The sequence below is a fragment of the Rhodoplanes azumiensis genome, from assembly GCF_042682915.1.
GTDB lineage: Bacteria > Pseudomonadota > Alphaproteobacteria > Rhizobiales > Xanthobacteraceae > Rhodoplanes > Rhodoplanes azumiensis.
Window position 1 is genome coordinate 1 of record NZ_JBHUIW010000016.1, and the last position, 13,166, is coordinate 13,166.

14 protein-coding genes and 1 tRNA gene are annotated in these 13,166 nt (G+C 69.6%); 6 read left to right on the plus strand and 9 right to left on the minus strand.

Annotated elements, in window-relative coordinates; all coding sequences use genetic code 11:
• Positions 1 to 145: 145 nt before the first annotated feature.
• Positions 146 to 313 (plus strand): 50S ribosomal protein L33, encoded by a 168-nt coding sequence (gene rpmG, locus ACFSOX_RS14030; protein ID WP_111355553.1) that lies wholly within the window; start codon positions 146 to 148, stop codon positions 311 to 313.
• Between the two features lie 575 nt (positions 314 to 888).
• Here rpmG and ACFSOX_RS14035 read toward each other — a convergent pair.
• Complete coding sequence (locus ACFSOX_RS14035) at positions 889 to 2,265, minus strand: PleD family two-component system response regulator (RefSeq protein WP_378478439.1); 1,377 nt, start codon at positions 2,263 to 2,265, stop codon at positions 889 to 891.
• 12 nt (positions 2,266 to 2,277) lie between these two features.
• Positions 2,278 to 2,649, minus strand: a complete 372-nt coding sequence (locus ACFSOX_RS14040) for a response regulator (RefSeq protein ID WP_111355551.1) — start codon at positions 2,647 to 2,649, stop codon at positions 2,278 to 2,280.
• A gap of 264 nt (positions 2,650 to 2,913) precedes the next feature.
• On the opposite strand from ACFSOX_RS14040, the gene ACFSOX_RS14045 reads away from it, so the two are divergent.
• Entirely contained in the window at positions 2,914 to 4,194 is a 1,281-nt protein-coding gene (locus ACFSOX_RS14045) for a DNA polymerase IV (protein ID WP_378478440.1), read from the plus strand.
• Positions 4,195 to 4,364: 170 nt separating this feature from the next.
• Here ACFSOX_RS14045 and ACFSOX_RS14050 read toward each other — a convergent pair whose 3' ends face one another.
• Positions 4,365 to 5,270 carry a cell envelope integrity EipB family protein gene (locus tag ACFSOX_RS14050; RefSeq protein WP_378478441.1) on the minus strand — a complete coding sequence of 302 codons (906 nt, stop codon included), beginning with the start codon at positions 5,268 to 5,270 and terminating at the stop codon, positions 4,365 to 4,367.
• A 291-nt stretch (positions 5,271 to 5,561) separates the two neighbouring features.
• Here ACFSOX_RS14050 and ACFSOX_RS14055 point away from each other — a divergent pair, with 291 nt between their 5' ends.
• From ACFSOX_RS14055 to ACFSOX_RS14065, 3 genes are all read left to right on the plus strand, one after another.
• Positions 5,562 to 6,026 carry a RidA family protein gene (locus ACFSOX_RS14055; protein WP_111355548.1) on the plus strand — a complete coding sequence of 155 codons (465 nt, stop codon included), beginning with the start codon at positions 5,562 to 5,564 and terminating at the stop codon, positions 6,024 to 6,026.
• 30 nt (positions 6,027 to 6,056) lie between these two features.
• Entirely contained in the window at positions 6,057 to 6,785 is a 729-nt protein-coding gene (locus tag ACFSOX_RS14060) for a glycerophosphodiester phosphodiesterase family protein (RefSeq protein ID WP_378478442.1), read from the plus strand.
• A gap of 79 nt (positions 6,786 to 6,864) precedes the next feature.
• On the plus strand, positions 6,865 to 8,130 hold the full coding sequence (locus ACFSOX_RS14065; RefSeq protein WP_378478555.1) for a GNAT family N-acetyltransferase: 1,266 nt from the start codon (positions 6,865 to 6,867) through the stop codon (positions 8,128 to 8,130).
• A 35-nt stretch (positions 8,131 to 8,165) separates the two neighbouring features.
• On the opposite strand, the gene ACFSOX_RS14070 is transcribed toward ACFSOX_RS14065, so the two are convergent.
• Positions 8,166 to 8,414, minus strand: coding sequence for a PilZ domain-containing protein (locus ACFSOX_RS14070; protein WP_378478443.1), 249 nt, complete (start codon positions 8,412 to 8,414; stop codon positions 8,166 to 8,168).
• Between the two features lie 256 nt (positions 8,415 to 8,670).
• On the opposite strand from ACFSOX_RS14070, the gene ACFSOX_RS14075 reads away from it, so the two are divergent.
• Positions 8,671 to 9,096, plus strand: coding sequence for an HIT family protein (locus ACFSOX_RS14075; protein ID WP_378478556.1), 426 nt, complete (start codon positions 8,671 to 8,673; stop codon positions 9,094 to 9,096).
• A 255-nt stretch (positions 9,097 to 9,351) separates the two neighbouring features.
• On the opposite strand, the gene ACFSOX_RS14080 is transcribed toward ACFSOX_RS14075, so the two are convergent.
• The 5 genes from ACFSOX_RS14080 to ACFSOX_RS14100 form a co-directional block, all read right to left on the minus strand.
• The gene (locus ACFSOX_RS14080; protein ID WP_378478444.1) at positions 9,352 to 10,365 is read right to left on the minus strand and encodes a metal ABC transporter solute-binding protein, Zn/Mn family; all 1,014 of its coding nucleotides are present in this window, start codon (positions 10,363 to 10,365) and stop codon (positions 9,352 to 9,354) included.
• A gap of 197 nt (positions 10,366 to 10,562) precedes the next feature.
• Positions 10,563 to 10,868: an ETC complex I subunit gene (locus tag ACFSOX_RS14085; protein WP_378478445.1), complete on the minus strand. Its 306-nt coding sequence runs from the start codon at positions 10,866 to 10,868 to the stop codon at positions 10,563 to 10,565.
• A gap of 235 nt (positions 10,869 to 11,103) precedes the next feature.
• Positions 11,104 to 11,180: transfer RNA gene (locus ACFSOX_RS14090), tRNA-Pro, on the minus strand.
• Between the two features lie 130 nt (positions 11,181 to 11,310).
• Positions 11,311 to 11,967 (minus strand): GntR family transcriptional regulator, encoded by a 657-nt coding sequence (locus ACFSOX_RS14095; protein WP_378478446.1) that lies wholly within the window; start codon positions 11,965 to 11,967, stop codon positions 11,311 to 11,313.
• Positions 11,968 to 12,338: 371 nt separating this feature from the next.
• A complete protein-coding gene (locus tag ACFSOX_RS14100) occupies positions 12,339 to 13,160 on the minus strand; it encodes an ABC transporter permease (RefSeq protein WP_378478447.1) in 822 nt (273 codons plus the stop codon).
• Between the last annotated feature and the right edge of the window lie 6 nt (positions 13,161 to 13,166).

Here is a 13,166-nt window from a genome sequence, read left to right on the forward strand (position 1 = left end):
GAATCAGACCTTCCGCTACCCCGAAACCGCCGTTAACCCGAGTTCGGTGCCCTGGCCGGGCGGGGTGCTTCCTTGACATTTCGGGCTCTGCCACTAGGTTGCCCGCAACTCACCGCATCGTTCGAACGTTTTTCGAGGGCGCCCCATGGCGAAGGCCACCACCATCAAGATCAAGCTCGTCTCGAGCGCCGACACCGGCTACTTCTACGTGGCGAAGAAGAACTCGCGCACGCAGACCGAGAAGCTCGTCAAGAAGAAGTACGACCCGGTCGCCAAGAAGCACGTCGAGTTCCGCGAAGCCAAGATCAAGTGAGGCGCCCGCGGCGCGCGCCGCGGCCTGCTCCTCTTCGATCCGCCGATCTCTTTCGATCCTTTGACGACACGCTGGCCGGGCTCGTCCCGGCCTTCGGCGTTCGTGGGGCCGCGCGATACGGCCCCGGCAGGACGGAGGCGTGCGTCGGCGAGGCGCAGGCGGCGCCTCGGATGGACTTGTGATGGGAAGGACGCCGGCCGCCACCGAGCCGCATCCGGCGCGCGTCGGCGCTTATCGCCGGTCGGCGTAAAGCTTCGGAAGACCGGCCCGAAAGAAAAGTGGCCGGCCGGGAGCGGTGTTTCGAGGAGGCCACTCTCACCGCTCACCGGCCGGCCGAACCCCACGGACCCAGGAGATGCGGCGGACCTGAGCACTCCGTAGGGTTAGCCCTACTCGTTCGGAACGCGGCGACTCGACGTGCCTGCACACCCCCGTTCGAGCAATTTCAATCAAAATCTAGCGCAAGTTCCCGGGAAATCAACCACCGTCCACCCGCCGAGCTCTGCGCCCGTGCGGCATGCTGAACATTTAAGGTTTACGCATCAGTCGCTTAAATCCGCCGGGATGGTCCCGCCTCAGGCCGCGGCGGCGACCACCCGGTTGCGCCCGTCCCGCTTAGCCCTGTACAACGCCTCGTCGGCACGTTTCAGAACCTTCGCCGGGCTGTCGTCCGTTCCGGCTAGCCCGGAAATTCCGATCGAGATCGTCACCTCGACGCTGCGGCCCGAGGCATGGATCAGGAACGGCTCGGAGGCGATGCGTCGGCGCAGCCGCTCGGCGACCTTGGCGGCGACCGTGATGTCGGTGTCGGGCATCACCACGACGAACTCCTCGCCGCCGAACCGGCAGGCGAGATCGATGCCGCGGATCGACTTGCGCAGCCGCATGGCGAACTCGCGCAGCACGTCGTCGCCGCCGTCGTGGCCATGCGTGTCGTTGATCGACTTGAAGAAGTCGATGTCGAGCACGAGCACGGAGAGCGGCTTGCCGCGGGCGATCGCCTGCTCGACCAAGGTCGCCACATGGGTCTCCATGTAGCGACGGTTGTGCAGCCCGGTGAGCGCGTCGGTGATCGCCATCTCGATCGACAGCGTGACGTTGTCGCGCAGCCGCTCGGTGAACCGCTTCTTGCGCACCTGGGTGCGGGCGCGGGCGAGCAGCTCGTTGCGGTCGATCGGACGGAAGACGTAGTCGTTGACCCCGATCTCCAGGCCACGATTGAGCCGCGCGCTCTCCTCCTCCGGGTCGGCGATCGCCAGGATCGGGACGTTGCGGGTGCGGTCGAGCGAGCGGAGCTGGCTGCACAGGCGCAGCGCGTCGAAGCTCTCCAGCCCGAGCGACACGACGACGAGATCGTAGGTGCCGTCGGCGGCCCGGAACAGCGCCTCGGCGGCGTCCGTCTCGACATCGACCGTGTGCTCGGCCGACAGCATCCCGGCGATCCGGTCCCACGACGACTTGCGGTCGTCGATCAGCAGAACCTGGCCACCGCGGCCCGTGTCGGCGATCGCCTCCATGACCGGGTTCTCGATGCCGATCTCGCGCGAGGTCTGGGCCCGCATGCGCAGCTCGTCGGTCATCAGCTTGAGGCGCGTGAGCGAGCGCACCCGCGCGACCAGCGCGATGTCGGACACCGGCTTGGTGAGGAAGTCGTCGGCGCCGGCCTCGAGGCCGCGCACCCGGTCGGCGGCCTGGTCGAGTGCCGTCACCATGACGACCGGGATGTGGTGGGTCTTGGGGTTCGCCTTGAGGCGCCGGCACACCTCGAATCCGTCCATGTCGGGCATCATGACGTCGAGCAGCACGATGTCGCACTGCGCCCGCTCGCAGATCGCCAGCGCCTCGGCGCCGGACAGCGCCGTGATGACGTCGAAATACTCGGCCGAGAGCCGCGCCTCGAGCAGCTTCACGTTCGCCAGGACGTCGTCGACGACGAGGATGCGGGCGGTCATGGGTGGATCACCTCACGGCTGGCCGAGGAAATGGCGGACGGTCTCGATGAACTTGCCGACCGAGATCGGCTTCGACAGATACGCCTCGCAGCCGCCCTCGCGGATGCGCTCCTCGTCGCCCTTCATGGCGAAGGCCGTCACGGCGACCACCGGGATGGCCTTGAGCTCGGGGTCGTCCTTCAGCCAGCGCGTCACCTCGAGGCCGGAGACCTCGGGGAGCTGAATGTCCATCAAGATCAGATCGGGGCGATGACGGCGAGCGAGATCGAGCGCCTCGATGCCGTTGCGCGTCCCGATCGTGCTGTAGCCGTGCGCCTCCAGAAGATCGTGGAAGAGCTTCATGTTGAGCTCGTTGTCCTCCACGATGAGGACGGTCTTCGGCATCGAAGCCCCCCGCGGTTCGCGACCGCTCCGGCGAATTCGGCGTTTCAGCGCCGTCCGCGATATGGTCCTTACTAGCTCATCCTACAAGCTATTCCTTTCACAATCGCAAACAATCACGCACCGGAAAGGATTTGTTAAGTATAGTGAATCCGAACGCTACGGCGAGTCCCGGCGCGCCGCCGGCGGCGCCGAAGACCCGGGGGCGGACTTGATCGACTCGACCCGCCGCCCGACAGTCGGGCCGAACGAGACCACGAGGCGCCCATGGCGGCCTTCTGCCGCGACTGCCTGAGCGAGGCGCCGGACGCCGCGCGCCGCTGCGCCCGCTGCGGGTCGCCGCGACTCGTCGCCCATCCCGACCTCGACCGCTTCCACATCGCCCATGTCGACTGCGACGCCTTCTATGCGGCGGTCGAGAAGCGCGACCGGCCCGAGCTGCGCGACCTCCCGGTCATCATCGGCGGCGGCACGCGCGGCGTCGTCTCCACGGCCTGCTACATCGCCCGCACCTTCGGGGTGCGCTCGGCCATGCCGATGTTCGAGGCGCGCCGGCTGTGCCCGGACGCCGTGGTGATCAAGCCGGACATGGCGAAATACGCCGAGGCCGGCCGCACGGTGCGCGCCATGATGCGGCAGCTCACCCCTCTGGTCGAGCCGCTGTCGATCGACGAGGCGTTCCTCGACCTCGGCGGCACCGAGCGCCTGCACGGCGCCTCGCCGGCCATGACGCTCGCCCGCTTCGCCAGGCGGGTCGAGCAGGCGGTCGGCATCACGGTCTCGGTCGGCCTGTCGGACAACAAGTTTCTGGCCAAGCTCGCCTCGGACCTCGAGAAGCCGCGCGGCTTCTCGGTGCTGTCGCAGGCCGAGGGCGCCCGGTTCCTGGCCCCGAAGCCGGTGACCGCGATCTTCGGGGTCGGCCAGGCGACCGCGGCGACGCTCGCCAAGGCGGGCTACCGCACCGTCGCCGACCTGCAGCGGGCCGACGAGGCCGCGCTGATGCGCGCCTTCGGGGCCGAGGGCCTGCGGCTCGGCCGCCTCGCCCGCGGGCTCGACGCCCGCATCGTGACGCCCGACCGGCCGGCCAAGAGCATCTCGGCCGAGACGACGCTCGACACCGACGTCGCCGATGTCCGCCGGCTGGAGAAGCTCCTGTGGGCGCTGTCCGAGAAGGTGTCGGGGCGGCTGAAGGCGGCCGGCCTCGCCGGCAGCACCGTGACGCTCAAGCTCAAGCGCCACGACCACCGGCTGCGCACTCGCTCGCACAGCCTGCCGGCGCCGACCGCGCTCGCCGCGACGATCTTCACGGTCGGCCGCGACCTGCTGGCGCCCGAGGCCGACGGCACCCGGTTCCGGCTGATCGGGATCGGGGTCGGCAGCCTCGCCGCCGGCGAGACCGCCGATCCGCCCGACCTGATCGACACCAGGGCGACCCGCACGGCCGCGGCCGAGCATGCCGTCGACAAGATCCGGGAAAAGTTCGGCAAGGCCGCCGTGATGCGCGGGCTGTCGCTGGACGACGCGGAGGAGACCCGGCGGAAAGGGTGACGGCGACGGCTGATGGCGCCGGTCGTCCCGGGGCGGCCCGCAGGGCCGAACCCGGGATCCATACGCCCTACCCGTCATGAGCCCCCGACACCGGGGCGATGGATTAAGGGCTCGCGAGCCTTCGGCTCGCGCTCCGGACCGACGGAGCTTTCAGATCGCGAGAAAGCCCGTTACGGGCACGCCTTGTCGGGCTTGATGTCGAGCTGGGTCATGTCGCCGGCGACGACGAAGTCGCCGTAGTCGAGGCGCAGCGCCCGCGAGACGCCGTTCTCGTAGAGCTGGAAGCCGATCGCGTAGACCGGGGTCTGCTCGCCCTGCCCGGCCGCGCGGTCGAAATAGCTGATCGTCACGGGCCACCGCTTGAGGCCGTCGAGCGCCGCCTGGCCGGCCGTCGCGTCGCCCTCGGGACGGTTCTCCGGGCCGATCGCGGGGCCGATGACGGTGAGCGTGTTGAACGACTTCTGGCCGTTCTCGGATCCGTCGTAGACGGGCAGCTCGAGCAGCGTCCTGCCTTCGCGCGCCGCGTCAAGAACACGGCGCATGTGCTCGGTCGGAAACACCATTCCGATGTCGAGATCGAATGTCGTCCCGGTCGGCTTGGTGAGCGCCACCGCGACCTTGTCGTCGCGCCGCTCGGCCTTGCCGTCGACCATGTCGCCGGGCCGGTCGTTGACGTAGTTCTGCGAGCTGAAGCGGAAGCTCTTGGCCGCGGCGTCCTCCCAGGTGGAGGCGCGCAGGTCGCTGACCGCCACCTTGCCCTCGCCGTTGTCGAGCTCGGAGACCTGGCGGAACTGCAGCACCCAGCCGTCGCAGGCATTGCCGGAGAAGTCGTAGAGGATGCGCCCGCGCACCGACTGCAGCGACCGCTTGCCCTGCGAGCGGACGAGCTTGAGGTCGTAGACGGCGCGATGCGAGGCGAGCCCCGGGGCGGCGCCCGCCGACGGCGCCGGCGTCGCCGCCGTGCAGGCGGCGGCGATCACGACCGCGGCGGCGAGGCGGACCTGGTGGGGCCGGGCCTGCAGGAAGCGGGCCTGCAGGAGGCGCGTGCACGACTGTCCGAGAGAGCCGAGATCCATCGCGTCCGGTAACTCCTGTGCGGTTGCCGGGCCGTCCCGCGCACCGTCCCGCGAACATAGGCGGCGCCCGGAGTCGCCGCAACCGCGCGCCGGCATGCGTCCGGCCCGCACGCGCACGTTCGCCCGACGGCGCCCCACCCGCGATGCGGTCCGCGGTACCGCGCCGCCGGCCTGCCGGGCTGCCATTCAGGGCTGCCATGCCGGGACCGACGCAATGGCGCGGCCCCATTGCGCGGCGATCCGCGATCGACGACAAGGTCGCGGTCCACAAACGGCCGGGGAGGCTCGACAATGACCAGCAGTGCCGAACAGAAACTCGCGGAGCTCGGGATCGTGCTGCCGACGCCGGCGGCGCCGATCGCCAACTATGTCGGCTTCGTCCGCTCGGGCCGGCTCCTGTTCGTCTCCGGCCAGCTCTGCCTGGTCGACGGCAAGGCCGTCGCCACCGGCAAGCTCGGCGCCGACGTGACGATCGAACAGGGTCGCGACGCGGCGCGCATCTGCGCCATCAACCTGCTCGCCCAGGTGAAGGCGGCGCTCGGCGATCTCGACAAGGTGGTCCGGGTGGTCCGGCTCGGCGGCTTCGTCGCCTCCGCCCCGAGCTTCCTGGACGGCCCCAAGGTGCTCAACGGCGCCTCCGACCTGATGGTCGAGGTGTTCGGCGAGAAGGGCCGGCACGCCCGCACCACGATCGGCGTCGCGGTGCTGCCCGGCGACGCGGCGGTCGAGGTCGAAGGCACCTTCGAGGTCGCCTGACCCCACACCTGACGACAGGAGCGGCGCGCCATGGGAACCCTGACCTGGCTCACGGTGCGCCCGATCGCCCATCGCGGCCTCCACGATGCCGAAGCCGGCATCGTGGAGAACACCGCCGCCGCCTTCACGGCCGCCATCGCGGCCGGATACGGCATCGAGACCGACCTGCAGCCGAGCCGCGACGGCGAGGCGATGGTCCACCACGACGACGCCCTCGGCCGGCTGGTCGAAGGCACGGAGCGGCTGCGCGATCTCGACGCGGCCGACCTCAGGGCGCACCCTTACAAGGCCACCGCCGACCGCATGCTGACGCTCGGCGAGCTTCTGGATCTCGTCGGCGGCCGGGTGCCCCTGCTGATCGAGCTGAAGAGCCGCTTCGACGGCGACCGGACGCTGGCGCGCCGGGTCGCCTCCTTGCTGGGAGGCACGACGGCGCCGATCGCCGTGATGTCGTTCGATCCCGCCCTGATGGTCGCCGTGAACGCGCTGGCGCCGCGGCTGACGCGCGGCCTCGTCGGCGAGCGCCGCTTCGCCGGAGCGGGGCCGCTCGATCGCCGGGCCGGAATGCTGCTCGACGCGCTGCGTGCCGATCCCGCCTTCCTGGCGTGGCGCTTGCAGGATTTGGACGCCTGGCCGCCCCGGCTCGCCCGGACCTTCGGCCGCCCCCTGCTCTCCTGGACGATCCGCTCCGCGGCCCAGCGCGACGAGGCTTTGCGGGCCGGCGCCGATCAGGTGATCTTCGAGGGGTTTCGGGCGTAGACTGAAACGATCGCTCCATCGGGAGATCACCCCCCTGACCTCCACCCCCGCGCCCCCCGCGACCCCCGCCCGCCCGGCCATCCCGGCCGGCCTGCGCATCAATGTCGTCTCGTCGATCGCCGAGATCCCCGCTCCAGTGTGGGACGCCTGTGCCAACCCGGCCCCGACGGATGCCGCACCCGGCGCCGAGCCGCCCCTCGCGGCGAGCTACGATCCCACCTCAGGCCTTACCTACAATCCGTTCGTTTCACACGCTTTTCTCTCCGCTCTCGAGGCGTCGCGCTCGGCCGTGACGCGGACCGGCTGGCAGCCCCGCCACCTCGTTCTGGAGGATGCGACCGAGACCGTGCTGGGCGTGGTTCCATGCTATCTGAAGTCGCATTCGCGCGGCGAGTACGTGTTCGACCACGGCTGGGCCGACGCCTACGAGCGGGCCGGCGGCCGCTATTATCCGAAGCTGCAGGTCGCGGTGCCGTTCACGCCGGCGACCGGCCGGCGCCTTCTCGTCGCCCCCGGGCCGCAGGCCGAGGTCGCCCAGGTGGTGCTGCTCGACGGGCTGAAGACGCTGTGCGGACGCGAGGGCCACTCCTCGGTCCACGTCACCTTCATGACCGAGGCGGAGGCGAGCCTCGCCGCCGACTACGGCTGGCTCACCCGCACCGACCAGCAGTTCCACTGGGACAATCTCGGCTACGGCAGTTTCGAGGACTTTCTGAACGCGCTCGCCGCGCGCAAGCGCAAGGCGATCCGGCGCGAGCGGCGCGAGGCGGTGGAGAACGGCATCGAGATCGTGCGGCTCACCGGCGCCGCCATCGACGAGGAGGCGTGGGACGCCTTCTTCGCCTTCTACATGGACACCGGCTCGCGCAAATGGGGCCGCCCCTACCTCACCCGCGACTTCTTCTCGCGGGTCGGGGCCAGCATGGCCGACCAGATTCTTCTCGTGATGGCGAAACGGAACGGGCGCTACATCGCCGGCGCGCTCAACTTCATCGGCGGCGACACGCTGTTCGGCCGCCATTGGGGCGCCGTCGAGCACCACCCGTTCCTGCATTTCGAGCTGTGCTACTACCAGGCGATCGAGTTCGCCATCGAGCGCCGCATCCCGCGCGTCGAGGCCGGCGCACAGGGCGAGCACAAGCTCGCCCGCGGCTACCTTCCGAACACCACCTGGTCGGCCCATCACATCGCCGACCCGGCGCTGCGCCGCGCGATCGCCGACTACTTGAAGCGCGAGCGCGCCTATGTCGACGCGGCCGCCCGCGAGCTCGCCGCAGCGAGCCCGTTCCGCCGCGACGGCATCGATATCCGCCCCCCGGCCGAGGCCGAGATGGAGGCGGATTGACGGGCCCCGTCATTCCGGGGCGGCGCGCGGCGCCGTCAGAACTGGATGCCGATCTTGCGGCCCTTCTCCCAGACGACGCGGCTCGATTTCTTCACGGCGCCGTGCAGGAAGGTGAAGCGCTTGGGGATCGGCCCGTTGCCGCCGACATAGAGGCAGGCGCCGCCGGCGCTGACATCGATCACCTGACAGTCGATCGCCGGGCTCTTGGGATCGACGAAGATCTTCCCGACCCGCGGCACGAGACCGCTGGGGCGCACCCGCACGAACCTGCGCTTGTCGTTCATGGCCGCTCCGCGCCGCTGCGAGAGATGCCACGATCTTCCGCGGCCGCGATTAAAGCCGCGTTAAACTATCGCGCGCCGCGCGTGCCGCCGCCGTGCCTCGCCGCGGCTTGACGGGCGGGCGCACGGTTTGCCATCCATGCGGGGACCGATCGGTATCGTCGCGGACGGCCGCGATCGACGCGCGCCCCCCCCGACGACGGGACCGAGGCAGCGGGAACAACACAGCGGGAACAAGGCAGCGGGAATGAGGCAGCCTATGGCGAGCTACGACACCTCGAACGTGTTCGCGAAGATCCTGCGCGGGGATCTGCCCTGCCACAAGGTCTACGAGGACGACCGCGCGCTCGCGTTCCTCGATATCATGCCGCGCTGCCCCGGCCACACGCTGGTGATCCCGAAGGCGGCGGCACGCGGCATCTACGACATCGCGCCGGAAGATCTCGGCCACGTCCACCAAGTGGCGCAGAAGATCGCCAAGGCGGCAACGGCGGTGTTCAAGGCGGACGGCGTCACCATCCAGCAGTTCAACGAGCCGGCCGGCGGCCAGGTGGTGTTCCACCTGCACGTCCACGTGCTGCCGCGCCACGACGGCGTGCCGCTCAAGCCGGCCGCGACCTTCAAGGAGGAAACGGCGACGCTCGCCAATCACGCCGCCCAGCTGTCGGCCGCGCTGGCGGGGTGAAGGCGATTTCCGGAACCATCACTCCGAGGCGCGGACCGTCAGATCCGCGAGCCCGGACCGATAGGCGTCATATCGATGGCTCCGAGCCCTGACCCGTCGTCCTGAGGCGCCCGGCGAATCCGGGCCTCGAAGGATGGCGGCCGCTGTCAGGACCGTCGCCCTTCGAGGGCTGCGTTTCGCGCAGCCGCCTCAGGGTGACGGTGAGAGTCAGTGCCGGAAGCCATTCGCATCCCCCGTGAAGCTGCGCCCGTACCATCACCCCTTCAGCGCGTCGGCGAGCGCCTTGGTGTTGGCCCGCATCATGTCGACATAGGTCGGCGCCGCGCCGGACGGCTCGGACAGCGCGTCGGAGAACAGCGTGCCCCCGACCTTGGCGTCGGTCTCCTTGGCGATGCGGTCGAGCAGGCGCCGGTTGGAGATGTTCTCGACGAACAGCGCCCGTACCTTCTCCTTCTTGATCAGCTTGATCAGGTCGGCGATCTCGCGCGCCGAAGGCTCGGAATCCTCGGTCACGCCCTTGGCGGCCCGGAACGTGATGCCGTAGGCGGCGCCGTAGTAGCGGAACGCCTGGTGGGCCGTGATCACGGTGCGCATGTCCTTCGGCACCCCCTCGAACGCCGCCACGATGTCGCGCTCGAGCGCGTCGAGCTGCTTCAGATAGGCATCGGCGTTCGCCGCATAGGTCGCCTTGTTGGCGGGGTCGACGGCCGTAAGTCCGTCGCGGATGTTGCCGACATAGAGCTTCACGTTGGCGACCGACTGCCAGGCGTGCGGGTCGTCCTTGCCGTGGTCGTGATCGTGGCCGTGCCCGTGGCCGTGATCGCTGTCCTTGGGCTTGGCGATCGGCTTGAGGCCCTTCGCCGCGACGACGACCGGGCCGGTGTAGCCGGAGGCCTTGGTCATCCGCTCGACCCACCCCTCGAGACCCAGCCCGTTGATCACCACGAGCTTGGCGCCGGCGAGCTTCTTCGAATCGGCCGGCGAGGGCTGGAAGGCGTGCATGTCGGCGTTCGGGCCGACCAGGAGATCGACCGCGACCAGCGGGCCGCCGACCTGCTTCACCAGGTCGCCGAGGATCGAGAAGCTCGCCACCACTCTTACGGGCACGGCAGCAGCAGGGACGTCCGCCGGCGTGCCGGCCTCGCCCGCCGCCTGGGCGAGCCCCGCCGTCGGCGCCGCGAGTGCGGCCACAAGCGCGAGGCCGGCGGTCGTCGCCGCCAGGGTGCCGAGCAGGGTCCGCCGCGTGAAGGTCACCGGGAGCCGGGGCATCGGAGTCTCCTGTAATGCCAATGTAATAACATAACATTCAGGAGATGGTTTTGAGCCTGAACCGCGCCGCTGTCAACCGCCCCGCGTGCGCGGCGGACGAGCCGTCGTCCCTCACAGCCGACGGTTCGCCGACGGAGCATTGCGTCGGCCCGGTTCGCGTCGGCTCGGTTCTCGGGGGCGTCGACGGTGCGTCGGCGTCAGTGCGTCCAGAGACCGCGGCGCGAATAGGCGAAATTGTCGGCGTAGGCGATGGTGCGGCGGCTCGGTGCCTTCGGCTCGAGCACCTGGTAGGCGACGCCGTGCTGCTCGCAGAAGGCGATCGCCTCCTCCTTCGTCTCGAACCGCATGCGGACCTGCTGGCGGGTGTCGCCCGAGCTGGTCCAGCCCATCAACGGCTCGACCCGCCGCGGCTCGTCGGGCTCGTAGTCGAGCACCCAGTGCTTGGTCTTGGCGGTGCCGGACTGCATCGCGTTCCGGGCGGGCTTGTAGATGCGTGCGATCATGAAGGCCTCGGCGACGATCCCGCGTCAGTGTCCGTCGTTCCGCGACCCCGCCGGCGGCACCGACGCGGCCCCGGAGGGACCGCAAAAGTCCTACGCGACCCGCGAAGAAACGCAAGCCGGTCGGGCGACGCGGACGGCGGACGGCGGACGGCGAGCAGGTCTCGGCGATGGCCGGCGCCGTTTGAAGCCCCGGGCGCCTCGGCTCCCCGCCGTCGGCTCCCGTCGTCCAGGGAAATGGTCGGGGCAGCAGGATTCGAACCTGCGACCTGGAGTACCCAAAACTCCCGCGCTACCAGGCTGCGCCATACCCCGAAGCCGAGAAATCGGAAGCCGAGAAATCGATCGTGCAGTACCGGGCGGGACTTGCGGGGTCAAGCGGCGCCGGGACGTCCCGGAACGGCAGGTGGTCGTTGCGCCCCCGCCCCACCGATCCTTCACGCGCTCAAGCGCTCTCCTGGAGCTGCAGCCGCAGAGCGAGGGCGTGACGGATATGGCGTCGGGCGAGCTGCTCGGCCCGTTTCGCGTTCCGATCGCGGATCGCCCGGATGATCTCGACATGCTCGCGGCGGGCGAGCTCGGTCGAGCCCGGCAACACGAAGGTCGAGTGCCGCAGCAGGCCGAGCGAATCGACGATGCTGTTCAACGACTGCAGCAGGTAGCGGTTGTGGGCCGCCGCATAGATCGTCTGGTGCAGCTCCGCGTTGATCAGGACCAGACGATCGGGGTCGCCGGCGGCGCCGAGCTCGTTGCCCGCGATCGAGAACATCAGCTTGATCTCGGCGTCCGACGCGTGCTGGGCGGCGAGCCCCGCGGCCGTTCCCTCGAGCACCTCGCGGACCGCGTAGAGCTCGACGAGCTGCTGGCGATCGAGCGCGGCGATCATCAGCCCGTTCCACGGCCCGCTGGTCAGCAGCCCTTCCGAAACGATGCGGTGGAACGCTTCGCGCACCGGCGTGCGGCTGATGTCGAGCCAGCGCGCCACGTCGGCTTCGCGAAGGTGCCGGCCGGGGCGGAAATGGCCGCTGCGGATCGCCTCGCGCAGCACCCGGTAGGCGAAATCGCCGAGCCCCTCGCCCGGCCGCTGCCGTGGCGCCGGCATCGGAAAGCCGGCCTCCGTGTCGTCTCCCTCGGCGGCCGGATCCGAGTCGGCGCGACGGCGCGGGGCACGCCGTTTGTCGCTGCGCAGCCTGGTCGCCGCTCGGGCCATGCTCGATCCGTCCGTCTCGGGAACCGCTCGTCCGGGGATCCGCTCGAAACGGAATCCACTCGAATCGGGTGCCGTTCGCTTCGAGCGTCGTTCGTTTCGGGTGTCGTTGGTATCGGGTGTCGGTTGATATCGGGTGTCGTTGGTATCGGGTGTCGGTTGATATCGGGTGTCGGTTGATATCGGGTGTCGGTTGATATCGAGTGTCGTTGGTATCGGGGTTCGCCCGCCACGCCCCTCCGGTCCCGACCGGGAGGGCCGGCGACTCAGGTCTTGGTCGCCCAGGGAACCATCAGGCGCTCGACGAACTCCACCGCATAATACAGCACGATGCTCATCAGCGTAAGCACCACCAGGGCCGCGAAGGCCAGCGGGGTGCGCGACTGCGAGGACGAGACGAGAATCAGGTAGCCGAGCCCCGATTCGGAGCCGACGAACTCGCCGATGACGGCGCCGATCACGGCGAACGTGATGGCGATCTTCAGGCCGACGAAGATGTGCGGCAGGGCGGTCGGGAACCGTGCCTTGACGAAGGTCTGGACGGGCGTCGCCGACAGCGAGCGGATCAGATCCATCAAGGCCGGCGGCACGGCGGTCAGGCCCGTCGCCGTCGCCACGACGATCGGGAAGAAGCAGACCAGGAAGACGACGATGATCTTCGGCATCGCGCCGAAGCCGATCCACAGCGCGAGCAAGGGCGCGATGGCGACCTTCGGCACCGACTGCAGCGCGAGCAGGATCGGATAGATGGTCTTCTGCAGCACCGGCGAGGAGACGACCGCGACGGCGAGCGGCACGCCGACCACGATCGACAGCGCGAAGCCCGCCAAGGTCTCGTAGAGGGTGACGAGCGAATGCGCCGCGAGCTCGCGCCACCAATCGACGAAAGCCTCGCCGATCACCAGCGGCGACGGCAGGAGCCAGGCCGGGATCTTCGCTTCCCGCACCGCGACCTCCCAGATCGCCAACAGGATCGCGAAGGTCGCGAGCGGCAGCAGCACGTCGCGCAGCGACACGCGCTCTGGATCGACCCAAGATTCGGTCCCGTTCTCGGTGTCGTCGTCGGTGTCGGTGGTCGCGGCGGTCATGCGGAC